The sequence below is a fragment of the Brachybacterium muris genome (genome assembly GCF_016907455.1).
Classification (GTDB): Bacteria; Actinomycetota; Actinomycetes; order Actinomycetales; family Dermabacteraceae; genus Brachybacterium; species Brachybacterium muris.
Map to the genome: position 1 here is coordinate 886,999 of NZ_JAFBCB010000001.1, position 23,319 is coordinate 910,317.

Here is a 23,319-nt window from a genome sequence, read left to right on the forward strand (position 1 = left end):
CAGGCAGTGACGACCGCACTCCCCGCACGGGCTCCGCGACTTCGCGGGGCCCGTGCCCTGTTCACGACCCGTACCGGTGGTGTCAGCGCCGCCCCGTTCGATGCGCTGAACCTGGCCCGGCACGTGGGCGACGACGACGCCGCCGTGACCGCGAACCGCGAGATCGTGGCGGGAACCGTCGGGCTCCCGCTCGTCTTCGTGGACCAGGTGCACTCCGCGCAGGTCCACGTGCTGCCTGCGCCCGGGCCGGTGCCCGTGATGACGGCCGATGCCCTGGTGACCGGGCGCGATGACATGGCCCTCGCGATCATGGTGGCCGACTGCATGCCCGTGCTCCTCAGCGATGCCGAGGCCGGCGTGATCGCAGCCGCGCACGCGGGAAGGCCCGGCCTGCTGGCCGGGGTTCTCGAGAACACCGTCGCAGCCATGGTGCAGCTGGGTGCCCGCCCGGAGCGGATCGAGGTGGCCGTCGGTCCGTCGGCCTGCGGTTCCTGCTACGAGGTGCCGCAGGAGATGGCCGATGCCGCCGCCGAGCAGCTGCCCTCGGTGCGCTCGCGGACCAGCTGGGGCACCCCGGCGATCGATCTGCGTGCCGGTGCCGTGGAGGCCTTGGGGCGCTCCGGGGTGCGGGCTTATTCGATCGACCTGGACTTCCCCTGCACCATCGAGGACCCCGCCTGGTTCTCCTACCGCAGAGCGAGCACGACGGGGCGCTTCGCCGGAGTGATCCGACGGGCGTGATCCGACGAGCGTGGTCCGACTGGTGTGATCCCGCGGCGGATCCGCGCGGCGTGACCCCGTGCGGAAGAAGATCCACGCGACACGCCCCGACACGCCGTGCGCGTCCCGGGCAGGTCGCACGCTCTCCGGTACTTTCGGGGCAGGACCCCCACGCACTCCCCGTGCTTCCCTGGGGTCCAGGTCAGCGTGACGGAAGCACAGACTGGGAGATCAGCTATGGGAACCTGGCGCAACGCCATGGTCGCTCTCGGCCTCGCCAACGAGGTCGATGACGAGTACTACGACGACGATCAGGACCGTCGGGACGAGGCGGCTCCGCACCGTCGTACCGAGCGCGGTCCGGAGACCACCGACCGTGAGGCCCAGGTGACGCCGATCCGCCAGCGGTCGAGCGTCGTGGCCATGACCCCCGCCGTGGAGGAGTCGATGCACCGCATCACCACGATCCACCCGCGCTCGTACAACGACGCCAAGGCGATCGGCGAGTCCTTCCGCGACGGCGTGCCCGTCATCGTGAACCTCTCCGACATGCAGGACGGCGATGCCAAGCGCATGGTCGACTTCTGCGCCGGTCTGGTGTTCGGCCTTCGCGGCACCATCGAGCGGGTCACCTCCAAGGTGTTCCTGCTGTCCCCGGAGTTCGTCCAGGTCGACGGGGACTCCCCGGCCGACGAGGACAGCTTCTACAACCAGAGCTGACCCGGTATGCAGCTCGTCGCGGGGGCGCTGTACCTCGCTGTACTGCTGTACATGATGCTGCTGATCGCGCGGCTGGTGCTGGAGTGGATCCGCGCCTATTCGCGGGACTACCGTCCCTCGGGTCTGGTGCTGGTGCTCTTCGAGGTGGTCTACACGCTGACCGACCCCCCGGTGAAGGCACTGCGCCGTCTCATCCCGCCCTTGCGCATCGGCGCGGTCGCTCTTGACCTGAGCATGATGATCCTGCTGCTCGTGGGCTGGATCCTGCTGCGGGTGCTGGCCGGCTTCGCCATGTGAGGGCCGCTCGCGGCGCGCCATCGGTGCGTGATCGGCTACGCTGTTCCTTGCTGCGCCCCGTGCGCTGATCCACCCGAGACTGACGAGAAGGTGACCCATGGCTCTGATGCCCGATGACCTGCTGCAGAAGCGGTTCACCCCGGTGCGTTTCTCCGAGGGCTACGACATGGATGAGGTCGACAGCTATCTCGACCACGACATCCTGCCCCGCCTGCAGGAGCTGATCGACGAGAACAACCGCCTCACCAAGGAGCTCGAGGAGGCGCACAACCGCATCGCCGAGCTCGAGTCGAACCCGCCGGCTGCTGCCGACGACCACGACGAGACCGTCGTGCGTGAGGCCGGTGACACCTCCGAGGGCGAGCTGATCCACGACACGCCCGTCTCGGCCGATGCCGAGACCACCGCTCCTCAGCAGCTCGTGGACGCTCCCCAGGAGCAGCCCGATGCCACCTCCGGCACCGCTGCTGCCAGCTCTGCCCCGCAGGATGCGGCCGGCATCATCGCCCTGGCGAACCGTCTGCATGACGAGTACGTCAAGAACGGTGAGGACGAGCGCGACCGCCTCATCAACGAGGCCAACGAGGAGCACCGCCGCATCGTCACCGAGGCGGAGGAGAAGTCCCGCGCCACGCTGGACTCCTTGGAGGCCAAGAAGGCGGAGCTGGAGAAGTCGATCGAGGGTCTTCGCACCTTCGAGCGGGACTACCGCAACCGTCTGCGCAACTACCTGGAGAACCAGCTGCGCGAGCTCGACACTAGCGAGACCCAGGACAAGCAGGCGAACTTCGGTCTGTGAGTCCCGCACACTCCACGACGGCGAGCGCCGGCCCTGAGGGGTCCGGCGCTCGTCGCCGTCGGTCACGGCCCGCGGCCATGTCCTTGGGGTCGGTGCTGACCGGCGTCGGCGTGCTGGCCGCGGTGCTGGCGATCGTGGACCAGGTCACCAAGAACTGGGCGGAGGCGAACCTGCCGCTGCTGGAGCCGCAGCCGTTCCTCGGTGAGATCCTCCAGCTCACCCTGCTGTACAACTCCGGTGCGGCCTGGGGGATGGGCTCCGAGATCACCCCCGTGGTCACCTGCCTGCAGATCGTGATCGCGATCGGCGTAGTGGTGTTCGCCCTCAAGGCGGTGCGCTCGGCCTGGTACACGCTGGCGATGGGCCTGATCCTGGGCGGGGCGCTGGGCAACATCCACGACCGCCTGCTGCGCCCGCCCGGCCCGTTCCGTGGCGAGGTGGTGGACTTCCTGCAGCTGCCCAACTGGCCCGTGTTCAACGTGGCCGACATGGCGGTGGTGGGTGGCGCGATCCTGGTGGTGCTGCTGGGCGTGATCGGCGTACCGGCGGATCCCGCCGCTGATGCCGCCCGCGAGGACGCTGCTGAGAGCCCCGCTGCTGGGTCTCGCGTGAACGATGACGCACACGGCACCGACCACGGTGGGCACACCGATCACGGTGAGCACGAGGACCGCTCCGTCCAGGAGGACCCGCGGTGAGCGGTGCCCGGATGCTGATGGTGCCGGACGGCTTGGCCGGCGAACGCGTCGACGTGGGCCTGGCCCGGATGACGGGCCTGTCACGCTCCCGGGTCGCGGACCTCATCGACCAGGGCCACGTCGAGGTCGATGGTTCCGTGCCTGCCCGCTCCACCCGCCTCGAGCCCGGCGCGATGGTGAGCGTGACCATCCCGGACGAGCGCCCCGCCGCAGAGGTGCGCCCCCGGATCGCCGAGGGCATGGCACTGGTGCACCAGGACGACGACATCGTGGTGATCGACAAGCCGGTGGGCGTGGCCGCCCATCCCAGCGCCGGCTGGTCCGGCCCCACGGTGCTCGGTCACCTGGCCGCCGCCGGGGTGTCGATCCGCACCACGGGCGACCCGGAGCGGCAGGGCATCGTCTCCCGCCTGGACGTGGGCACCAGTGGACTGATGGTGGTGGCCCGCAACGAGGGCGCCTACACCACGTTGAAGGACGCCTTCCGAGCCCGCGAGGTCGACAAGACCTACCACGCCGTGTGCCAGGGCAGGCCGGATCAGCCGCGCGGCACCATCGAGGCCCCTATCGGCCGCTCCTCGCACCACGACTACAAGTTCGCGGTCACCCGTGAGGGCAAGCACTCGGTCACCCACTACGAGACGCTCGAGGAGCTGCGTGGGGCGACCCTGCTGAGGATCAAGCTGGAGACCGGCCGCACCCACCAGATCCGTGTCCACTTCTCCGCCATGCATCATCCACTGGTGGGGGACACGATGTACGGGGCAGACCCGACCGTGGGGGAGCGTGTGGGGCTGAACCGTCAGTGGCTGCACGCGATGGAGCTCGGCTTCGTGCACCCCGGGACCGGCCAGTACGTGACCTACTCCTCCCGCTACCCGGAGGATCTGCAGCACGCGTTGGAAGCGTTGCGCGCCTCGTCGGAGTGACCTGCTTCGGGCAGTGGTACCTCGTCGATGCCGCGCGGGCGACGACGATGTCGTCCAGTGCCCACGCCGCGAGGGTCTCGGCGTCGGCCGCGACGAGGGGCCGCAGGCTGATGGCCGAGGGCGTGTGCATCGCCCGAGTGTGTCACGCGGTAGCGTCGAGGGATGAGCGAGCAGAACCCGATGTCCCCGCACTTTCCTGATCCGTCGTCCCCGGGAGCATCGGGACCGACATCCCAGGGAGCATCGGGAGCGACAGGGGCAACGGGGGACGCGGGGGTGGCGTCAGAGTCCGGGGCTCCGGGGACCGACGCAACACTGACCGCACCCCAGGACCGTGCCCTGTCGCGCCCTGACTTCCCCTTCGCACGTGTGGCCCGGAGGCTAGGGCTCGATCCCTCCGGAGCCGAGGTGGCGCTGCGGGACGGCGAGCAGACACGCGCGGCGATCTCCCGAGCGAGTCGTGCGTTCCTCGCGGCCGACGACGACCGCCGGGCCGGGAGGATCCCTGCTGACCCCATCGCCCTCGATCCCGACTTCCCGACGGGGGTGGGGATGTCGCTGGTGGGTGCGGCGGTTCTGTGGGAGTACCGGGAGTTCGTGCCGCAGATCGCCCTGCGGGTGGCGAAGGATCACTACGAGGACGGTCGCGACGACCTCGCCGCCAGTTTCATCGCGCTGGTGCAGGAGTCCGTGGAGCCGGGGCGGGGTAGTGGGCCCGGGGACGACGGCGGGATGGACGACGACGCTCCGGCGAACGTCGATGCTCCGGTGGACGACGGCGCTCCCGGCGGTGGAGAGGCCTCCGCGTGGGCGGCGCAGTCGCTGCTGGTCTCAGTGCTGCAACGCTCGGGCAGCCCGGCGCAGGCGGATGAGATCGCGCGGGACCTCGCGGCGCACAACATCCCCTTGGACCTGTGGAGGGCTGATGATCCGACTCTCCCGGACGACTCGATGGCCTGGCACGGCGGCGCCTTCGTAGGAGGCATCCCGCCGCGCAGGGACGAGCGCCATCTGAGCTATGAGGACGTGCATGACTACCTCGACCAGCTGCTGGCCGATATGCGACGCGAGGAAGCAGCCGAGGCCGAGCAGATCACTGACAGAGCAGGCGGCCCGCCAGCAGGCGATCAATCCGCAGGCAGGTGATCAATAGGGCGGTGGCCCGAACTCCCGGTCGAGTTCCCGGGGCGGCGGGTTCTCCGGGTCGGCCCGGTCATCGCCGTTTCCTGCTCCCGGGATGCGGTGCCGAGCAATGCGCTGCTGCACCTCGTCCCACATCCGGGTGAAGGTGTTGACCACCCAGGGTGTGATCATGTCGGTGTCGTCGACAGCTTCGATGGGTGGGCGGCCTCTGATCGTCCAGTTCGTACTGCCCGGCTGATACGTGCCGGTGCCGGTGCCGGTGCCGGTGCCGGTGCTGGTGCTGGTGCTGGTGACGCTGTCTGAGCTGGGGCTGGTGCCCGTGCTCGCGCCAGTGGCGGGGGCACATGCGCGATCCCGCACCGGATCGATGAGACCGGCCGTCTTCAGCTTGTGGTGCACCCAGCACAGCAGGTGGGTGTTCTCGATCGAGGTGGCACCACCGGATGCTGGATGGTGGTGGTCGAACTCCTGGATATGGTCCATCTCGCTGGCGAAGGAGGTGGGCCGGGTACACCCGGGCACCGCACAGGTGGGGTTGCGGAGCCGCAGGTGCTCCAGCATGTCGGGCCTTGCCGTGTACCTGTCGGCCGGAAGCGGGAGGAAAGCGCCGCTGGCGGGGTCCGTGAGCACCCGGAACCAGGTGGAGTCCTGACCGGCCAGCTCGCGGGCCATCTCAGCGGGGATCGGGTGGATGCCATCGAGCATCCCCGGTGCCTCCACGACCCCCAGCAGGCTCAGCGCGGGCACCGTGACGGTGATCCGGAAGCGCTCGCGCGGGACCTCGACGGTGCCCGTCTCAAGCACGGACCCGGTGAGGACCTGGTAGCGCAGAGCGGCCAGGGACAGAGGCTTCGCTGTCTCAGCCACGCTGCCGTCGTCGAAAGGGATCTCCCCACCGTTCTCCAGCGCCTGCCGCTGCGCGCGCTGAACCGCGCGTGCGGCGGAGTCCAGTCGGCGACCCAGCGCCAGGATCTCGGGCGCGGGCCCGGTGACCTGGAGGCAGGCGGTACCGTCCTCGTCGGGCGGGAGGATGTCCACGCTGCGCTCGGGGCGGGAACGCTGTGCAGCCTCCTGGTCATCGCGCAACCAGCGCACCAGAGCACCGAGCTCGCGGCGGAACCTGTCCTCATCGACCGTAAGCAGCCATGCCGCTACCGACTCGTCGAGCTCCCGCAGGGCCGGCTCGCGCAACCCCCTGGAGCGGCGCAGCACGAAGGTGAACCAGCGGGCGGGTAACTCACCGGCCTCGAGGCGGTCCAGCAGGAGCGGCAGATGAGTGACCGCGGTGTGCGCATCCTCCAGCAGATGTGAGGCGTGGACGACACTGCAGCGCAGTGCCTGCGAGACAACCAGGTTCGCTTCGTCGCGGAGGACCGGGTCGATATCGTCCTCGGGCCAGTGACGGGCGGCGTGGCGGAGCTTCACGGCGAACTGGCGCGATTCCGCCAGCCCCACGTCCCACAGGGACCGGAGCTGTTCGGCCTCGATGGCGGGATCCTCGACCAGGGCTTCAGTGGGAAGGGTGTCTCGGGTGAGGGGGTGGCGGGAACCGAGGATCGCCGGCTTCCGGAGCCGACGCGAGGCGGGGCCACGTCGTGCCGCCAGGCGAGTGCGCTCGGCGTGCGGGGGCCCATCGTTGACCTGGGTCATTGCATCCCCCTTCCCTTGCTCCCCGAGCCCCGGTCCGACCGGGTCGTCCTGATGAATACAGGCTAGGAATGGGTGCTGACAAACGAAAGATGGCACGCAGAATGTGGATGAGACGAGGGCCCTGAGGTATCGAAGTTCCTCCACAATGCACAGTTATCAACAATGTGTGGAAAAGATGAGGAAATCTCACGGGTTCCTCCCCCATAGGCGGTTATCCACAATTGGCACGAGCACGAGCACGAGCACGAGCACGAGCACGAGCTGTGGCTCGGGGTGGCGGTGTGACGGGAGCGGGGGAGTGGGGAACGCTGAGAGACCCGGCCCAGGTCCCTGCCTAGACTTCCTGGCATGCCTCGATCTGCCCCCTTGGCCACGGCCGCGCTGGTCGGTGCGGGAGCTACCGCATTGACCGGCACCGCAGCGCTGATCGCTGCTCGCGTGCTCAACGGCCCTCATCGGCCCGACCTGCCCTATACGTTCACGCCGTTCGAGATGGGGGTCGAGTTCGAGCAGGTCACCTTCCCCTCGGAGGACGGCACGGCGATCCGCGGCTGGTGGCTGGACGTACCGGGATCAGAGCAGGTAGCCGTGGTCAGCCATGGTTTCCGTGGGGACAAGTCGCAGATGCTGGGGATCAGCACCGGTCTGTTCCGTGCCGGCATCAGCGTGCTGCTGTTCGACTTCCGCGGCAACGGTGACTCGGGGGACGGCCCCCAGTCCCTGGGTCACCACGAGCAGCAGGATCTGCGTGCCGCCATCGGCGTCGCCCGAGAGCGTCGGCCCGACGCGGAACTCGGCCTGGTCGGCTTCTCGATGGGGGCTGCGGTGTCGATCCTGGTCGGCGCCGAGGACCCGACGATCGCCCGCATCGTCGCCGACTCGCCCTTCGCCGACATGCACGGGGTGGTAGCGGCTGCCGCGACCACGGCCCGGGTGCCCGGTGCCTTCGCCCACTTGGTCGACTACGCGACCCGGGGCCTGTACGGCTATGGCTTCTCCCAGGTGCGACCCATCGACGCGATCTCCCGCATCGCGCCCCGCCCGCTGCTGATGTTCCATGGCACGGCCGATCGCACGATCCCCGTCGAGCACGCCCACCGCCTGCTTGCTCAGGCCGGCCCGAGCGCGTACCTGGAGCTGACCGAGGGTGCCGACCACTGCGGCTCCTACTTCGCCGACCGCCCCGGGTACATCGCCTCGGTGGCGGCGTTCCTGCGGGGTGAGGAGCTCCCACCCAGCGGAGCCGTGCAGAGCAGATAATCCCTGGCCACACCCATGGCACTGTGCCAGGGTGGCCCCTATGGGACACGTCGACCTGAACCGCATCTCCTTCGTGCTGCCGGACGGTCGGCCGCTGCTGGACGAGGTCAGCTTCCGCGTGTCCGACGGGGCCCAGCAGCGGATCCTCGAGGTCGACGACGAGCCCGCCCAGCTCGCCTACGCCCAGGCGCTGGCCGACTGGGCCGACGTTGACGGCTACGACTACGAGACCCGCTGCGACACCGTCACCACCGCCGCCCTCGGCTTGCCGTACGACCGTGCCCAGCACCGCTTTGCCGCCACGCTCTCCGGCGGCGACCAGAGGCCCGGACGCGTCGTAACGAGGACCTCGAGGAGCAGCGCAAGCGCTGGGACGAGGAGCACGCCAAGCTGCGAGGCCTGATGCTGATGTACAAGCAGAAGGCGGCCTACAACGACGCGATGGCCTCCCGCTACCGAGCCGCGCAGACCAGGTTGCGCCGCTTCGAGGACGCCGGGCCGCCGGAGAAGGTGGCCCGCGAGCAGAACGTGCAGATGCGGCTCAAGGGCGGTCGCACCGCGAAGCGCGCCGTGATCTGCGAGCGCCTCGAGCTGCTCGCTCCCGATGCTATGTCCGACGCGGATTCACTGATGCGACCGTTCGATCTGGAGGTTTGGTACGGCGAGCGGGTGGCGGTGCTGGGCTCCAACGGCTCCGGAAAGTCCTATACTTCCTGCGCTTGCTTGCCGCCTGCGGTTCCGATCCCGATGTGGAGCAGCAGCCCGTGGGCGATGTGCGACCGCCCGCGGTTCGTCACCAAGGGGTGGCACGGCTGGGATCGCGGGTGCGGCCCGGCTGGTTCGCGCAGACCCACGACCACCATTCCTTCGACGGTCGCACCCTGCTGGAGATCCTGCACCGCGGTGACGAGCATCGGGCCGGCCGCACGCAGGACGAGGCCGCGCGGGTGCTGGACCGCTACGAGCTGGCGCGCTCGGCCGAGCAGACCTTCGAGTCGCTCAGCGGCGGCCAGCAGGCCCGTTTCCAGATCCTGATGCTGGAGCTGTCCGGCGCCACGCTGCTGCTGCTCGATGAGCCGACGGACAACCTCGACCTGCACTCCGCCGAGGCGCTCGAGGAGGGCCTGGAGGGGTTCGAGGGAACGGTGCTGGCCGTCACCCACGACCGCTGGTTCGCCCGCGGCTTCGACCGCTTCCTGGTGTTCGGGGCCGACGGCCAGGTGCACGAGACCGACGAGCCGGTGTGGGACGAGAGCCGGGTGCGCAGGAAACGGTGAGCGACCCGCCGGGGTGACCTCCCCGACGCCGCCCATCGGCGCGTCGGTCGGTGCCCCGGACTACCCTGGAACGCATGGCTTCTGCGGACTCCGACGACTTCGTCCACCTCCACGTCCACACGGACTACTCGCTGCTGGACGGGGCCGCGAAGATCGACAAACTCGTCGCTGAAACCGCACGTCAGGGCCAGAAAGCCATCGCCATCACGGACCACGGCTACGTGTTCGGCGCCTACGAGTTCTACAACGAGGCGGTCAAGGCCGGGATCAAGCCGATCATCGGCGTCGAGGCCTACGTGACCCCCGGCACCAGTCGCCACGACCGCACCCGCGTGCAGTGGGGCACCAAGCAGCAGCAGGAGGCCGGGGACGACGTCTCCGCCCGCGGCGCGTACACCCACCTGACCCTGCTCTCCCGCACCACCGAGGGCATGCACAACCTGTTCCGCCTGGCGTCCTCGGCGTCGCTGGACGGGCAGATGGGCAAGTGGCCCCGGATGGACCGCGAGATCCTGCAGAACTACAGCAGCGGCCTGATCGCGTCGACCGGATGCCCCTCCGGCGAGATCCAGACCCGCATCCGGCTGGGCCAGTGGGACGAGGCGGTCAAGGCCGCCGGCGAGTACCAGGACATGTTCGGCAAGGAGAACTACTTCGTCGAGCTGATGGACCACGGGCTCACGCTCGAGCAGCGCGTCACCAAGGACCTGATCGCCCTGTCCAAGGAGATCGGTGCGCCACTGCTGGCCACCAACGACCTCCACTACGTGACCGAGGCCGATGCAAAGATCCAGGACGCCCTGCTGTGCATCAACTCGGGCTCCACCTTCGACACCCCCGGCCGGTTCAAGTTCGACGGCTCCGGCTACTACCTGAAGTCCGCCCGCGAGATGCGCGAGCTGTTCCGCGAGCTGCCCGAGGCCTGCGACAACACCCTTCGCGTGGCCGAGATGTGCGACGTGCAGTTCACCACCACTGCCGACGGCGCGAACTTCATGCCGCAGTTCCCCACCCCGCCGGGGGAGGACGAGCACTCCTGGTTCGTCAAGGAGGTGCAGCGAGGCCTGGAGTACCGCTACCCGGCCGGCATCCCGGACGAGGTGGAGCGCCGCGCGAAGTACGAGGTCGAGGTGATCACCCAGATGGGGTTCCCCGGCTACTTCCTGGTGGTCTCCGACTTCATCAAGTGGGCCAAGGAGAACGGCATCCGGGTGGGGCCGGGGCGTGGCTCCGGCGCCGGCTCGATGGTCGCCTACGCGATGCGCATCACCGACCTGGACCCCCTGGAGCACGGCCTGCTGTTCGAGCGGTTCCTGAACCCCGATCGTGTGTCCATGCCGGACTTCGACGTCGACTTCGATGATCGCCGCCGCGGCGAGGTCATCGAGTACGTGGAGCGCAAGTACGGCGACGACCGCGTCGCGCAGGTCATCACCTACGGCGTGATGAAGACCAAGAACTCCCTGAAGGACGCCTCGCGCGTGCTGGGCTACCCGTACGCGATGGGGGACAAGCTCTCCAAGGCCCTGCCGCCCACCGTGATGGGCAAGGACATCCCGCTGTCGGGCATCTTCGACCCCGAGCACAAGCGGTACGCGGAGGCCGGGGAGTTCCGCAAGCTCCACGACGAGGACCCCGACGTCCAGAAGGTCTTCGACATCGCCAAGGGCGTGGAGGGCCTGACCCGTGGCTGGGGCGTGCACGCCTGCGCGGTGATCATGTCCAGCAAGCCGCTGATGGACATCATCCCGATGATGCGTCGCCCCTCCGACGGGCAGATCATCACCCAGTTCGACTACCCCACCTGCGAGACCCTGGGTCTGCTGAAGATGGACTTCCTGGGGCTGCGGAACCTTACGGTCATCTCCGACGCCCTCACCAATATCGAGCGCAACGGCAAGACCCCGCCGGACCTGGAGACCCTCGGCTTCGAGGACCCCGCCACCTACGAGCTGATGCAGCGCGGCGACACCCTGGGCGTGTTCCAGCTGGACGGCTCCGGCATGCGTACCCTGCTGCGGCAGATGAAGCCCGACCAGTTCGGCGACATCACGGCCGTCTCGGCCCTGTACCGCCCCGGCCCGATGGGCATGGGCTCGCACACCAACTACGCCCTGCGCAAGAACGGGCTGCAGGAGATCACCCCGATCCACCCCGAGCTCGAGGAGCCGCTTGCGGAGATCCTGGGGGAGACCTACGGCGTGCTGGTCTACCAGGAGCAGGTGATGCAGACGGCCCAGAAGGTCGCCGGGTACAGCCTGGGACAGGCCGACATCCTCCGTCGCGCGATGGGCAAGAAGAAGAAGGCGGAGCTGGACAAGCAGTTCGTCTCCTTCGAGGCCGGCATGAAGGAGCACGGATACTCCGACGCGGCGGTCGCGGCACTGTGGGAGACCCTGCTGCCGTTCGCCGACTACGCCTTCAACAAGTCCCACTCCGCCGCCTACGGCGTGGTCTCGTACTGGACCGCGTACCTCAAGGCGAACTACCCCACCGAGTACATGGCGGCGCTGCTCACCTCCACCCAGGAGAACCGCGACCGGTTGGGCCTGTACCTGGGCGACTGCCGCCACCGCGGCATCACCGTGCTGCCGCCGGACGTCAACGAGTCCGACATGTACTTCTCGGCCGTGGGCAACGACATCCGCTTCGGGCTCTCCGCGATCCGCAACGTGGGCCACAACGTGGTCGAGGAGATCATCAAGGCCCGCGACGAGAAGGGCGCCTTCACCTCCTTCACCGACTTCCTGGACAAGGTGTCCCTGACGGTGTGCAACAAGCGCACCATCGAGTCGCTGATCAAGGGCGGTGCCTTCGACTCCCTCGGTGCGAACCGTCGTTCCCTGGTGCTGGTGCACGAGGACGCCGTGGACTCCGTGGTGGACGTCAAGCGCAAGGAGGCCCAGGGGCAGTACGACCTGTTCGCCGACATGTTCTCCGGCGGCGGGGACGACAGCGCCTCCGGCTCCTCGGCCACCATCACCATCCCGGACCTGCCGGAGTGGGACCGCAAGGAGAAGCTGGCCTTCGAGCGGAACATGCTGGGCCTCTACGTCTCGGACCACCCGCTGTACGGGCTGGAGCACGTGATCGCGCAGAACTCCTCCACCTCCATCAGCGCGCTCGCCGATGAGGGTGCCGTGGACGACGGCGCCATGGTCACCATCGCCGGGCTCATCACCACCCTGGCCCGCAAGACCACCAAGAAGGGCGACATGTGGGCCATCGCCACGGTGGAGGACCTCGAGGGCTCCGTCGACTGCCTGCTGTTCCCCTCCACGTACCAGACGGTCGCCACCGAACTGGCGGAGGACCTGGTGGTCTCGATGAAGGGCCGGGTGGACACCTCCAAGGGCATGCCCGAGCTGCGGGTGATGGAGATGACGATCCCCGAGACCGGCGGCGGGCCCGACGGTCCGGTGGTGATCTCGCTGCCGTCGATGCGGGCCACCACCAAGGTGGCCGAGCAGCTGCGCGAGGTGCTCGAGGACAACCCCGGTTCCAGCGAGGTGCGCCTGAAGCTGCGCGAGCCCGGCCGTGCCACGGTGATGCAGCTGGACAAGCGGCTCTCGGTCACCCCGTCGGCCGCACTGTACGCCTCGCTGAAGGCACTGCTGGGGCCCGGCTGCCTGCAGTGAGCGCCGGACACGCGGCCGGCAGGGCTACGGTGGATCCATGACTTCTTCGACCTCGGATCCTTCGACCCCTGCCTCCGCCCCGAGCCCGGCTCCCGCGCCGTCCGGCGACCTCACCCCCGCGGCGTTCCTTCCGGACGAGCTCCTGGAGACGTTCCGGGAGAGGGCCGTCACCCACGACCGCGAGAACACGTTCCCCGAGCAGGACCTCGCAGATCTGCGCGAGCGCGGGTACCTGCAACTCCTGGTCCCCACCGAGATGGGCGGCCTGGGCGGCACCCTGCTGCAGGCCTCCCGCATCCAGCGCCGGCTCGCGAAGGCGGCACCGGCGACCGCCCTGTCGATGAACATGCACCTGGTGATCACCGGGGCGGCCCTGCACGCCCACCGACTCGGCACCGACGGGGTCCGCGGGATCCTGGAGGACGCCGCAGCGGACCGCCTGTTCGCCTTCGGCATCTCCGAGGCCGGCAACGAGGCGATGCTCTTCGACTCCTCCACCACGGCAGAACCGATCACCGGCGCGGACAGCGAGAACGCCGGCGGCTACGAGTTCACCGGCACCAAGATCTTCACCTCGCTCGGCCCGGTGTGGGACCGCCTGGTTGTCCACGGCCGGATCACCAACGGGGCAGGCGAGGCCGACGGGACCGGCGACGACGATCCGCGCCTGGTGTTTGGGGTGCTGGAGCGCACCGACGCCGTCGAGGTCAAGGACGACTGGGACACCCACGGCATGCGTGCCACCCAGTCGCGCACCACCCGCCTGCACAAGGCCCCCGTCACCGCGGACCGGCTCATCACCACCACCCCCGTGGGTCCCAACCAGGAGCCCTTCGTGATGGGCATCTTCGGTGCCTTCGAACTGCTGATCGCCTCGGTGTACACCGGCATCGCCGAGCGGGCCGTCGAGGTGGGCGCCCAGATCGCCACCACCCGCAAGAGCGTCACACGCGGCATCGTGCACGCCGACGACCCCGACATCCGCTGGCGCCTGGCCGACGCCGCGATCGGCATCGACGGCGTGATCCTGCAGCTGGAGAAGGTCACCGCAGACCTCGACGCCCTGGGGACAGGGGAGACGGGCCCCGGCATCACCGACCATGGACCGCGCTGGTTCCTGCACTTCTCCGGCGTGAAGTCCCGCGCCACCGAGGCCGCCATCGCCGCGGTGGACCAGGTGCTGCGCGCCAGCGGCGGCTCGCACTACTTCCGTCGCAGCGAGCTGGAGCGGCTGTCCCGCGACGTGCGTGCAGGCCTCTACCACCCCTCCGACGAGGAGTCCGTGCACGCCTCCTACGCGAAGGCGCTGCTGGGGGACGTGGGCGCAGAGCGCTGACACTCGATCAGCCGTGCCTGATCGCTGATCTCCTACCGCTCGTCCCTCGCAGTACGTCGATCAGCTGTGCCTGATCGCTGATCTCCTACCGCTCGTTCCTCGCAGTACGTCGATCAGCCGAACAGCACCTTCGCTTCGTCCCAGCGGGAGCGCGGCACCGACTTCAGGCTGTCGATCGCCTCGGTGAGCGGCACGTCCACGATCTCGGTGCCGCGCAGCGCCACCATCCGGCCGAAGCCGTTGTTGTGCACCAGGTCCACCGCGGCGGTGCCCAGGCGCGTGGCGAGCACCCGGTCGTACCCGGTGGGCTCGCCACCGCGCTGGATGTGCCCCAGCACCGTGGCACGGGACTCGATGCCCAGGCGCTCCTCGATCACGGGCGCCAGCACCTCCGCGATCCCACCGAAGCGGGGGCGGCCGAACTCGTCCAGGTCATAGTCCATGAAACCCTCCGGGGCGTCCTTGGGCACGAAGCCCTCGGCGACCACCACCAGCGGTGCGCGCCCGCGGTCGAAGGCCGACTTCACGTAGGCGCAGATCTCGTCGATCGTCAGCGGGAACTCCGGCAGGCAGATCACGTGGGCGCCGGCGGCCATCCCGGAGTGCAGGGCGATCCAGCCCACCGAGCGGCCCATCACCTCGGCCACCATGCAGCGGTGGTGGGAGTCGCCGGTCATCCGCAGCCGGTCCAGGGACTCGGTGGCGATCTCCACGGCGGTGTTGAATCCGAAGGTGTAGTCGGTGGCGTCCAGATCGTTGTCGACCGTCTTGGGGACGCCGACGACCGGTATCCCCGCCTCGAACAGGCGGTTCGCGGTGAACAGGGTGCCGTCCCCGCCGATGGCGATGATGCCGTCGATGTCGTTGTCGTCCATCTGCTGGCGCACGATCGCGGCCCCGTCCTCACCGTCGGCGAAGGGGTTGGAGCGCGAGGTGCCCAGGATGGTGCCGCCGATGCGGCCGATGCCGCGCACCCGGCGCCGGGGGAGTGTCATGTAGTCGTTGTCGATGACGCCCCGCCAGCCGTCCTTGTAGCCGATGAACTCGTCCTCGAACAGCTTGTCGCCCTTGATGACCACGCTGAATATTCGCCTCGCTGGGGTCCGCTGATCGAGGGTTCGGGTGCCACGTCGCTGCCGTAGCGGTGGCGTCGTTCGGGACCACCAGTGGTGTCGTTGGGGCCGCTCTGTCTACGCTCCTTCCGCCGTGTGTATAGGGCACGCGGCGGAAGGAGCAATCTGGAATGGTACGGAAGATCAGGGCGAAGCTGGTGCTCCAGCTGCGCGCAGAAGGTCTGTCGGGGCGAGCGATTTCGTCCTCGCAGGGCATGTCCCGCAAGTCCGTGAGGGCGGTGTTCGAGGCCGCTGACGCTGCAGGGATCGGGTGGGGCGATATCGCGGACGTCGCCGATGAGCAGGTGTATGCCCGGTTGTTCCCGGGCCGGGGCGAGCACGAGAGCGTGTTCGCACAGCCGGACTGGGAACAGGTCCATCGAGAGATGGCCAGGGTCGGCGTGACGCTGAAGCTGTTGCACGGCGAGTACTTCGACGCGACCACGGCGGCTGGGGATCCGGCGATGGGGTATGACCGGTTTTGCCGCACCTACCAGCACCACGTCATGGTCACCGGTGCCGCTTCGAGAGTCGGTCACAAGGCCGGCCAGAGCGTGGAGGTCGACTGGTCCGGCCCCACGATGGAGCTGGCCGATCCGGTCACCGGCGAGGTCTCGAAGGTGTTCTTGTTCGTTGCCTGCCTGCCTTTTTCTCGTTACGCGTTCTGCTTCCCGGCGCTGGATATGCGCCAGGAGTCCTGGCTGCGAGCGCACGTAGCGATGTTCGAGGCGCTGGGCGGGACGGTCCCGAGGATCGTTCCGGACAACCTCAAGACCGGTGTGGTGAAGCACCCCCGCGAGGGCGAGATCGTCCTGAACGATGCGTATCGCGAGATGGCAGCGCATTACTCGGCGGCGGTGCTCCCGGGGAGGGTGCGGAAACCGAAAGACAAGGCGAGCGTGGAGAACACCGTCGCGCACGTCGCGACCTGGGTCATCGCCGGGCTGCGGGATCAGCGATTCACGTCCCTGCCCGAACTTGCAGCCGCCATCGGGCAGCGGATGGAGGCCTATAACGCGGAGCCGTTCCAGAAGCGGCCCGGATCCCGCGCCAGCGTGTTCGACGCGGAGGAGCGGCCGCTGCTGACGCCGCTGCCGGCGGTGCCCTACGAGATCTCGACATGGCACTACGGACGACGAGTGGGCAGGAACGGGCACGTCACGTTCGCGCGGAACTTCTACTCCGCGCCGTTCGCGCACATCGGCGCGAAGGTCGATCTGCGCATCACGGCCCGGACGCTGGAGATCTATCAGGGCAGCCAGCGACTGACCAGTCACCTGCTGCTCCCGGAGACCGCGAGCAATGAGTACCGCACCAACGACGCGGACCTACCTGCGGGCGAGCGTTTCCAGGCCTGGGACGCGCAGAGGGTGCGGGCGTGGGCAGATCGGGTCGGGCCGGCCACGGTGATCGTGATCCAGCGGATCTTCGAGTCCGTGCCGATCGTGGAACAGGGCCTGGATCCCGCGTTGGCGGTGCTACGGCTCTCTCGCCGCTTCTCCGTAGATCGGGTCGAGGCGGCCTGCGCACTCGCGCTGACGGGACGGGTCCGTTCACCGCGCTATGCGCATCTGCACCCGATCTTGGCCACCGGGCAGGACAAGGTCGCCGCCCTGCGTCCACCCCGCGAGGAACCCGCGGAAGACGGCGGATACGTCCGTGGCGCCGACTACTACGCCGGAGGTGTCCGGTGAGCGTGATCGATAACGACACGAAGCGGAAGCTGCGCGAGATGGGCGCGACCGCGCTGCTGGACGCGATCGATGCCCAGGATGAGGCTCACGTGCTGGGGATGTCGTTCCAGGAACGGCTCCAGCTGATCGTGGACGAGGCGCATTCCATCTTCAATCATGGAAAGGTCGAGGGTCTGATCCGCCGGGCGGGGCTGCGTTATCCCGGAGCGGACCTGCGGCGGCTGGATCTGGTCGAGGAACGGGGACTGAACCGGAACGTGATCGCGCAACTGGCAACCTGCTCCTTCATCCAGCGGCAACAGAACGTGGTCTTCCAGGGCTTCACCGGCTCAGGGAAGTCCTACCTCGGCTGCGCGCTGGCGAAGCAGGCCTGCCAGCACCGGCTCCGAGCCCACTACATCCGAATGCCCGACCTCGAAGAGGCCTGGGCCCTGGCAAAGGACAAGCCGCAGGGCCAGACGAAGTTCCTGCGGAAGTACTCCACGTTCTCGCTGCTGGTGATCGACGAGTGGCTGCTGGACCATCCTGACGAGGGAATGCGTTCGATGCTGCTGGAACTGCTCGAGCGCCGCTATGACACCGGCTCGACCGTGTTCTGCACCCAGTACCCGAAGAAGGACTGGCACGCCCGGCTCGGTGGAGCAGTCCACGCCGATGCGATCATGGACCGCATCGTGCACAACACAATCTGGATCGACACCGGCGACAGGAACATGCGAGAACACACCGCACTGCCCCAGTGACCCGATGCCGGCGGGAGCCAGTGGTCCCCACCGCGGCGGCTACTGGCCCCCGTCGGCACGATCGGCGGTCCCCAAGAGCAAGATTCGGTGGCTCCCACGACTACGAATACTCACACGCCGCGGATGACGGCGTTCAGGCCGGGGCAGTCGCCCCCGGAGGTCAGGATCCCGATCTTCATGGGGTGCGCTCTCGCTTCCGTCGTGTCGGCTTCTCACCCGCCACTCTACGGTCGATCCGCCCCGGGGCCGAAGTGCGGACGTCCCGCGCCGAACACCAGGTGACGTGCCGGTGAACTGCTGAGGTGTGCGCGAACAGCAATGCGGCGCGAGTCCCCCGGCTGAGGGGCTCGCGCCGCACGGATCAGCTGACCTGGATCAGCTGACGTGGATCAGGCGTCGTCGGTGGACTGCTGTCCTGCCTGCTCCTTGTCCGCCTGGTCCTGCTCGGACTGCGCCCGCACGTCGCGACCGCCCTGGGAAGCGCGCGCAAGCGTGTCCTGGAAGTCCACACCGGTGGTGGACTTGACCATCTCCAGCACCTGGGCGAGGCCCACGGAGATGTTCTGGCCGATCTTGGCCTCGCCGTCCGTGGAGAACACCGAGAGGTTCTCGATGTTCGAGTACGGGGAGGCGAGCTCGTTGGCCACCTGCGGCAGCACCTCGAGCACCTGGGACAGCACCGCGGCGTCGTTGAACTGCTTGTACGCCTCGGCGCGGGCACGGGTGGCCTCGGCCTCCGCGGTACCGCGAGCCAGGATGGCGGCGGCCTCGGCATCGCCCTTGGCACGCAGCGAGTCGGCCTCGGCCTGACCCTCCAGGCGCACCGCCTCGGCGTCCTTGGAACGACGCTGCAGCTCGACCTCGGCCTCGGCGCGACCGCGGGCCTCGATGGAGAACGCCTCCGCCTCGGAGGACACCTTGCGGGCCTCGGCGCGGTTGCGCTCGTCGGTCAGCTGAGCCTCCGACTCGGCCACGCGGGCGTACTTCTTCGAGTCCGCGTCCTGCTGCTCGGCGTAGCGCTTGGCCTCGGCCGGCTTGTGGACCTCCGCGATCAGCTGCTTCTCGCGCAGATCGTTGTTGCGGATCGCGATCATCTCTTCCTGCTCGATGATCCGCTGCTGCTGCGCGGCGCGGGCCAGCGGGCCGGAAGCATCGGCGACGGACTGACGGGCGTCGGTCTGCTCCTTGATCTCCGCCTGGCGCAGGTCGAAGGCCTGCTTCGACTCCGCCTCGGCCTGGAGGTTGAGGTTCTTGGCCTCGGTGGACTCACGCCCGGCGTTGGACTCGGCGATCGCGGCCGTCTTGGCCACCAGCGCGGCCTCGGGGCGACCCCAGTCGCGCAGGTAGGAGCCGTCGTCCTCGATCGCGGAGATCTGGAAGGTGTCGATGACCAGGCCCTGGTTGTTCATCGAGTGCTCCGCCTCGGCCTGCACCTGGGCGGCGAAGGAGGCGCGGTCACGGATGATCTGCTCGACCGACAGGGTGCCCACCACAGCGCGGAGCGTGCCGGAGAGGATCTCCTGGGTGTAGTGGTCGATCTGCTTCTGCTGGTCCAGGAATCGCTGGGCGGCCTTGCGCACGTCGTTGACGTTGCCCCCCACCTTCACCTGCGCGACACCGCGCAGGCGCAGGAAGATGCCGTTCATCGAGTAGCCCTCGACCTCCACCGGGATCTGGCGGGAGGACAGACTCAGCACGAAGGCACGGTCGAAGATCGGGCGTACGATGGCACGCCCGCCGATCACCACCCGCGCACTGCCGGACTCCAGGTCGATGTCCCCGGTGGGCGAGGTCTTGGCGTTGCGGCCGGTGATGATCAGCGCTTCGTTCGGTGCCGCGATGCGGTAGCTGCGCAGCAGGATCCCCAGCAGGATCAGCAGCACGACCACCACGACCGCGACCACCACGAGTATCGGTATCAGTGTCTCCATCGGTTCCCCTCAGTCGGTTCAGGCCTGCAGGCGTCATTGTCCCATCGAACGTGCACGAAGGAGACCGGTTCTCACTTCATGCCGGTCGAGGCGATCCCCTGGACGATCTGCCGCTGGAACACCAGGAAGCAGATCAGCACCGGGATCATCGAGACCACGGCGATGGCGAGCACCAGGTTGAACGGCACCACCTCCTGGCTGGCGAAGCGCTGCAGCGCCACCGGCAGGGTGCGGGTGCGCTCATTGGTCACCACCAGCGGCCACAGGAAGTCGTTCCATCGCCACAGCACCGAGAAGATCGCCAGCACCGCGAGCGCCGGTTTGCACAGCGGCAGCACCACCCGCCAGAAGATCGCGAACTCGCGGGCCCCGTCGATGCGCGCCGAGTCGATCAGCTCGTCGGGCAGGGTGAGCATGTACTGGCGCAGCAGGAACACCCCGGTGGGGGTGGCGATCGCCGGCAGGATCACGCCCCACAGGGAGTTGGTCAGCCCCAGGCTGGCGGTCACCTGGTACACGGGGATCAGGATCACCTGCAGGGGGATCATGATCGTCGCCAGCGTCACCAGGAACAGCACGTTCTTGCCGCGGAAGTTGTAGCGCGAGAGCGCGTAGGCGGCCATGGAGTTCACCGCCAGGGTCAGCAGCGTCGCCACCACCACCACGATCACGCTGTTGGTGAGGTACCGCAGCACGTCGAACCCGGTCAGCGCCGTGGCGTAGTTCTCGGGGTGCCAGGACTGGGGGATCAGCGTGGGTGGGCGCTGCGCCAGCTCGGTCTGGTTCTTGAAGGAGCCCAGCACCGTCCACACCAGCGGGATCAGCACCAGCAGGGCCAGCGCCGTGAGGTTCACGGTGCGCACCACCGCGGCGGGGCGGATCTTCTTGTGGGAGGTGGACGTCCAGGTGGACGGCTTTCCCGCGTTCGTCGAGGAGATGCTCATGACCTGCTCACACCGCCTCTGCTCGTCGGCCCAGCAACCAGTTCAGCAGCGTGAAGCACATGACGATCACGAACAGCACCACGGAGCCTGCGGCGGCCATGCCGTACTGCATCGACGGGCCGAAGGCGTTGTCGTACACGTACTGCACCAGCAGGGTGGTGGCACCGACCGGCCCGCCGCCGGTGAGGTTGTAGATGACGTCGAAGGCCTGGAACCCGTGGATGGTGGACAGGATCAGCACCACCATCGTGGTGGGCGCCAGCATCGGCAGCGTGATCGAGCGGAACTGCTGCAGGTGCGAGGCGCCGTCCAGGCTGGCCGCCTCGTACAGGTTCGGATCGATGGACTGCAGGCCCGCCAGCAGGATCATCGTGTAGAAGCCCACGTTGGTCCACAGGCTCACCGCGATCACACTGACCATCGCGAGCTGGGGATCCACCAGCCAGGGCACCGCGGGGATGCCGATCGCCCCGAGTGCCTCGTTCACCAGGCCGCCGTTGCGCTCCAGCAGCCACCGCCACACGATGCCCACCACCACCGGGCTCAGCAGCACCGGCAGGAAGAACACCGAGCGGAAGAACGACTTGCCGAACCCCTGGGCGTTCAGCAGCACCGCCAGCACCACCGCGATGCACACGCCCAGGCCCACGAAGGCCAGCACGAACACGATCGTGTTGAACAGTGCCTGGTAGAACTCGGCGTCGGAGAAGATCCGCTCGAAGTTCCCGGTGCCGGCCCACTCGAAGGTGCGGCCGTTGCGCGAGGAGTACAGCGAGATGTTGAACCCGCTGATCGCCGGCCAGATGGTGAACAGCCCGAAGATCACCATGTTCGGCAGCAGGAACAGGTAGGGGGCGGCCTTCAGCGACCACGGCACCCGCCGACGCCGCGACGGCCGGGCGGGCGCCGCGGTAGACGCCGTGGCTGCGGTCATCCGGCCTGCTCCGCGACGGTGTCGATCCCGGCCTTCAGATCCTCCATCGCCTGCGCCAGCTCCTTGTTACCGGCCACCACCTCAGCGAACTGCTTGATGAACTCCTGAGCGGCGGCGTCGAAGATAGGGGAGTAGCAGGCGGCGTAGGCCTCGTCGGGGGTCTCCGCCAGTTCGTCGATGAAGACGTTCATCTCCTCGTTGCGCACCGGGTACTCCACACCGGACTCGGTGAGGTCGGTGCGGGTGGGCATGAAGCTGGAGGCGGTGATGAAAGCCTCCTGTGACTCGGTGGTGTTCATGAACTGCAGGAACGTTGCTGCCAGCTGGTTCTCCGGGCCCGCGGAGAAGCCCACCATGAACTTCCCGCCGGGGAACCCTCCACCGGAACTCAGGGTGGGGTTCGCCGTCGTCCGCCAGCCGAACTCGGCGTTGGCATCGAACTGGGCCACCTGCCAGTTGCCCGAGAGGTACACCGGGGCCTGCTGGGCCAGGAACACCTCGTTGGCGCCGGCGTACTTGGTGCCGGAGTCCAGCCAGAAGTCCTTGGGGGAGGTGCCATCGTTGATCATGTCCACCAGCGGCTGCAGGGCGGTGGTGGCTGCGGCCGGGTCCAGGGAGCTCTCCTGCTCCTGCACCAGGTATGTGCCGCCCTGGGAGAGGATCGTGGACAGGCGGTGCCCGGACTTGTCCATCGCGAAGGCGAACTCGGTGCCGGCGGCCTCCTGCACCTGCTTTGCGAGGGTGACCATCTCCTCCCAGGTCCAGGACTCGGGGATCTCCACGCCTGCCTTCTCGAACAGGTCGGTGTTGACGAAGGGCCCGTTCTGGGTGAGGTCCGAGGCGATCGCGACGATCTTGCCGTCGGCGTCGGTCATGCCCACGCGCACACCCTCGGCGAACTCGTCGAGGTAGTCCGCCCCCAGGAAGTCGTCCAGCACCAGCAGGTCGCCGGCGAAGGGGGCGGTGGCGGCCACACGGGCCACGTCCGGTGCCTGCCCGCCGGACAGGCGTGCCTGCAGGGTGGTGGTGATGTCGCTGAAGGGGACGATCTCCAGCTCGACGGTGACGTCGTACTCCTGCTCGAACTGGGCGATCAGGTCGCGGGTGGCCTGCTCGTCGGGGCCGTCGGTGAAGTACAGGTAGGAGAGGGTCTTGCCGGCCAGCTCGGAGGGGTCCTGCTGCTCGACAGGATCACCGCCGCCCTCATTGGTGGTGGAACCGCCCGGATTGCAGGCGGCCAGGGTGCCCGCGGTAAGAGCCGCGGCACCTCCCAGCGCGAACCCTCGACGGGACAGACGGGACGTGACGACGGGCAGACGGGACATCGCAGTCCTCCTTGACAGCGTTCCTGGACCCCGGCCGGTGGGCGCGAGGGAGTGCACCGTGACATTCGGCACACTGCCATCGTGGGACGAACGTCCCTGGGTGGATATCGGTTGCCGTCTGTTGTCGGAGGTCGAGCCGAATCGTGACCGGTTGTTCACCTGCGCGCCG

At 68.3% G+C, this 23,319-nt stretch carries 19 protein-coding genes and 1 pseudogene; 14 read left to right on the top strand and 6 right to left on the bottom strand.

The window, feature by feature from the left end; translation table 11 throughout:
• The first annotated feature begins 6 nt into the window (after positions 1-6).
• From pgeF to JOD52_RS04150, 7 genes are all read left to right on the top strand, one after another.
• Positions 7-741 (top strand): peptidoglycan editing factor PgeF, encoded by a 735-nt coding sequence (gene pgeF, locus JOD52_RS04120; RefSeq protein ID WP_017822729.1) that lies wholly within the window; start codon positions 7-9, stop codon positions 739-741.
• A gap of 216 nt (positions 742-957) precedes the next feature.
• On the top strand, positions 958-1,440 hold the full coding sequence (locus JOD52_RS04125; RefSeq protein WP_017822728.1) for a cell division protein SepF: 483 nt from the start codon (positions 958-960) through the stop codon (positions 1,438-1,440).
• A gap of 6 nt (positions 1,441-1,446) precedes the next feature.
• On the top strand, positions 1,447-1,737 hold the full coding sequence (locus JOD52_RS04130) for a YggT family protein (RefSeq protein ID WP_017822727.1): 291 nt from the start codon (positions 1,447-1,449) through the stop codon (positions 1,735-1,737).
• A 97-nt stretch (positions 1,738-1,834) separates the two neighbouring features.
• Positions 1,835-2,536: a DivIVA domain-containing protein gene (locus JOD52_RS04135; protein ID WP_017822726.1), complete on the top strand. Its 702-nt coding sequence runs from the start codon at positions 1,835-1,837 to the stop codon at positions 2,534-2,536.
• 77 nt (positions 2,537-2,613) lie between these two features.
• On the top strand, positions 2,614-3,234 hold the full coding sequence (gene lspA, locus JOD52_RS04140; RefSeq protein WP_239551782.1) for a signal peptidase II: 621 nt from the start codon (positions 2,614-2,616) through the stop codon (positions 3,232-3,234).
• On the top strand, positions 3,231-4,163 hold the full coding sequence (locus JOD52_RS04145) for an RluA family pseudouridine synthase (protein WP_204408864.1): 933 nt from the start codon (positions 3,231-3,233) through the stop codon (positions 4,161-4,163). The genes lspA and JOD52_RS04145 overlap by 4 nt, the downstream gene beginning before the upstream one ends.
• 408 nt (positions 4,164-4,571) lie before the next feature.
• Positions 4,572-5,309 (top strand): hypothetical protein, encoded by a 738-nt coding sequence (locus tag JOD52_RS04150; protein WP_204408865.1) that lies wholly within the window; start codon positions 4,572-4,574, stop codon positions 5,307-5,309.
• Here the strand turns inward: JOD52_RS04150 and JOD52_RS04155 are convergent, their stop codons facing one another.
• Positions 5,310-6,956: an HNH endonuclease signature motif containing protein gene (locus JOD52_RS04155; protein WP_204408866.1), complete on the bottom strand. Its 1,647-nt coding sequence runs from the start codon at positions 6,954-6,956 to the stop codon at positions 5,310-5,312.
• Between the two features lie 348 nt (positions 6,957-7,304).
• On the opposite strand from JOD52_RS04155, the gene JOD52_RS04160 reads away from it, so the two are divergent.
• The 4 genes and pseudogenes from JOD52_RS04160 (at position 7,305) to JOD52_RS04175 (ending at position 14,467) form a co-directional block, all read left to right on the top strand.
• Entirely contained in the window at positions 7,305-8,216 is a 912-nt protein-coding gene (locus JOD52_RS04160; RefSeq protein ID WP_239551783.1) for an alpha/beta hydrolase, read from the top strand.
• A gap of 40 nt (positions 8,217-8,256) precedes the next feature.
• Positions 8,257-9,493: pseudogene (locus JOD52_RS04165) on the top strand (ATP-binding cassette domain-containing protein).
• Positions 9,494-9,567: 74 nt separating this feature from the next.
• Positions 9,568-13,131, top strand: coding sequence for a DNA polymerase III subunit alpha (gene dnaE, locus JOD52_RS04170; RefSeq protein ID WP_204408867.1), 3,564 nt, complete (start codon positions 9,568-9,570; stop codon positions 13,129-13,131).
• A gap of 37 nt (positions 13,132-13,168) precedes the next feature.
• The gene (locus JOD52_RS04175; protein WP_239551784.1) at positions 13,169-14,467 is read left to right on the top strand and encodes an acyl-CoA dehydrogenase family protein; all 1,299 of its coding nucleotides are present in this window, start codon (positions 13,169-13,171) and stop codon (positions 14,465-14,467) included.
• Positions 14,468-14,580: 113 nt separating this feature from the next.
• Here JOD52_RS04175 and JOD52_RS04180 read toward each other — a convergent pair whose 3' ends face one another.
• Positions 14,581-15,555, bottom strand: coding sequence for an ATP-dependent 6-phosphofructokinase (locus tag JOD52_RS04180; RefSeq protein ID WP_376983453.1), 975 nt, complete (start codon positions 15,553-15,555; stop codon positions 14,581-14,583).
• A 155-nt stretch (positions 15,556-15,710) separates the two neighbouring features.
• On the opposite strand from JOD52_RS04180, the gene istA reads away from it, so the two are divergent.
• From istA to JOD52_RS17425, 3 genes are read left to right on the top strand one after another with little or no spacing between them, the layout of a single operon-like run.
• Positions 15,711-17,273, top strand: a complete 1,563-nt coding sequence (gene istA, locus JOD52_RS04185) for an IS21 family transposase (protein WP_204408388.1) — start codon at positions 15,711-15,713, stop codon at positions 17,271-17,273.
• The gene (locus JOD52_RS04190; RefSeq protein ID WP_338124028.1) at positions 17,270-18,016 is read left to right on the top strand and encodes an ATP-binding protein; all 747 of its coding nucleotides are present in this window, start codon (positions 17,270-17,272) and stop codon (positions 18,014-18,016) included. Before istA ends, JOD52_RS04190 begins: the two co-directional genes overlap by 4 nt.
• Positions 18,017-18,020: 4 nt before the next feature.
• The gene (locus JOD52_RS17425) at positions 18,021-18,143 is read left to right on the top strand and encodes a hypothetical protein (protein WP_275579087.1); all 123 of its coding nucleotides are present in this window, start codon (positions 18,021-18,023) and stop codon (positions 18,141-18,143) included.
• A 262-nt stretch (positions 18,144-18,405) separates the two neighbouring features.
• On the opposite strand, the gene JOD52_RS04195 is transcribed toward JOD52_RS17425, so the two are convergent.
• From JOD52_RS04195 to JOD52_RS04210, 4 genes are all read right to left on the bottom strand, one after another.
• Positions 18,406-19,947: a flotillin family protein gene (locus tag JOD52_RS04195; protein ID WP_204408868.1), complete on the bottom strand. Its 1,542-nt coding sequence runs from the start codon at positions 19,945-19,947 to the stop codon at positions 18,406-18,408.
• A gap of 71 nt (positions 19,948-20,018) precedes the next feature.
• Positions 20,019-20,891 (bottom strand): carbohydrate ABC transporter permease, encoded by an 873-nt coding sequence (locus JOD52_RS04200; RefSeq protein ID WP_204408869.1) that lies wholly within the window; start codon positions 20,889-20,891, stop codon positions 20,019-20,021.
• 7 nt (positions 20,892-20,898) lie between these two features.
• Complete coding sequence (locus JOD52_RS04205; RefSeq protein WP_031306954.1) at positions 20,899-21,825, bottom strand: carbohydrate ABC transporter permease; 927 nt, start codon at positions 21,823-21,825, stop codon at positions 20,899-20,901.
• Positions 21,822-23,150 (bottom strand): ABC transporter substrate-binding protein, encoded by a 1,329-nt coding sequence (locus JOD52_RS04210; RefSeq protein ID WP_204408870.1) that lies wholly within the window; start codon positions 23,148-23,150, stop codon positions 21,822-21,824. The genes JOD52_RS04205 and JOD52_RS04210 overlap by 4 nt, the downstream gene beginning before the upstream one ends.
• Positions 23,151-23,319 lie beyond the last annotated feature (169 nt).

What these genes read in the sequence shown, in the direction of transcription:
- dnaE (WP_204408867.1), top strand. Translation starts at nt 9,568, where the DNA reads ATGGCTTCTGCGGACTCCGACGACTTCGTCCACCTCCACGTCCACACG.
- JOD52_RS04160 (WP_239551783.1), top strand. Translation starts at nt 7,305, where the DNA reads ATGCCTCGATCTGCCCCCTTGGCCACGGCCGCGCTGGTCGGTGCGGGA.
- JOD52_RS04205 (WP_031306954.1), bottom strand. Translation starts at nt 21,825, where the DNA reads ATGACCGCAGCCACGGCGTCTACCGCGGCGCCCGCCCGGCCGTCGCGG.
- JOD52_RS04130 (WP_017822727.1), top strand. Translation starts at nt 1,447, where the DNA reads ATGCAGCTCGTCGCGGGGGCGCTGTACCTCGCTGTACTGCTGTACATG.
- JOD52_RS17425 (WP_275579087.1), top strand. Translation starts at nt 18,021, where the DNA reads ATGCCGGCGGGAGCCAGTGGTCCCCACCGCGGCGGCTACTGGCCCCCG.
- JOD52_RS04125 (WP_017822728.1), top strand. Translation starts at nt 958, where the DNA reads ATGGGAACCTGGCGCAACGCCATGGTCGCTCTCGGCCTCGCCAACGAG.
- lspA (WP_239551782.1), top strand. Translation starts at nt 2,614, where the DNA reads ATGTCCTTGGGGTCGGTGCTGACCGGCGTCGGCGTGCTGGCCGCGGTG.
- JOD52_RS04210 (WP_204408870.1), bottom strand. Translation starts at nt 23,150, where the DNA reads ATGTCCCGTCTGCCCGTCGTCACGTCCCGTCTGTCCCGTCGAGGGTTC.
- JOD52_RS04195 (WP_204408868.1), bottom strand. Translation starts at nt 19,947, where the DNA reads ATGGAGACACTGATACCGATACTCGTGGTGGTCGCGGTCGTGGTGGTC.
- JOD52_RS04135 (WP_017822726.1), top strand. Translation starts at nt 1,835, where the DNA reads ATGGCTCTGATGCCCGATGACCTGCTGCAGAAGCGGTTCACCCCGGTG.
- istA (WP_204408388.1), top strand. Translation starts at nt 15,711, where the DNA reads ATGGTACGGAAGATCAGGGCGAAGCTGGTGCTCCAGCTGCGCGCAGAA.
- JOD52_RS04200 (WP_204408869.1), bottom strand. Translation starts at nt 20,891, where the DNA reads ATGAGCATCTCCTCGACGAACGCGGGAAAGCCGTCCACCTGGACGTCC.
- JOD52_RS04155 (WP_204408866.1), bottom strand. Translation starts at nt 6,956, where the DNA reads ATGACCCAGGTCAACGATGGGCCCCCGCACGCCGAGCGCACTCGCCTG.
- JOD52_RS04175 (WP_239551784.1), top strand. Translation starts at nt 13,169, where the DNA reads ATGACTTCTTCGACCTCGGATCCTTCGACCCCTGCCTCCGCCCCGAGC.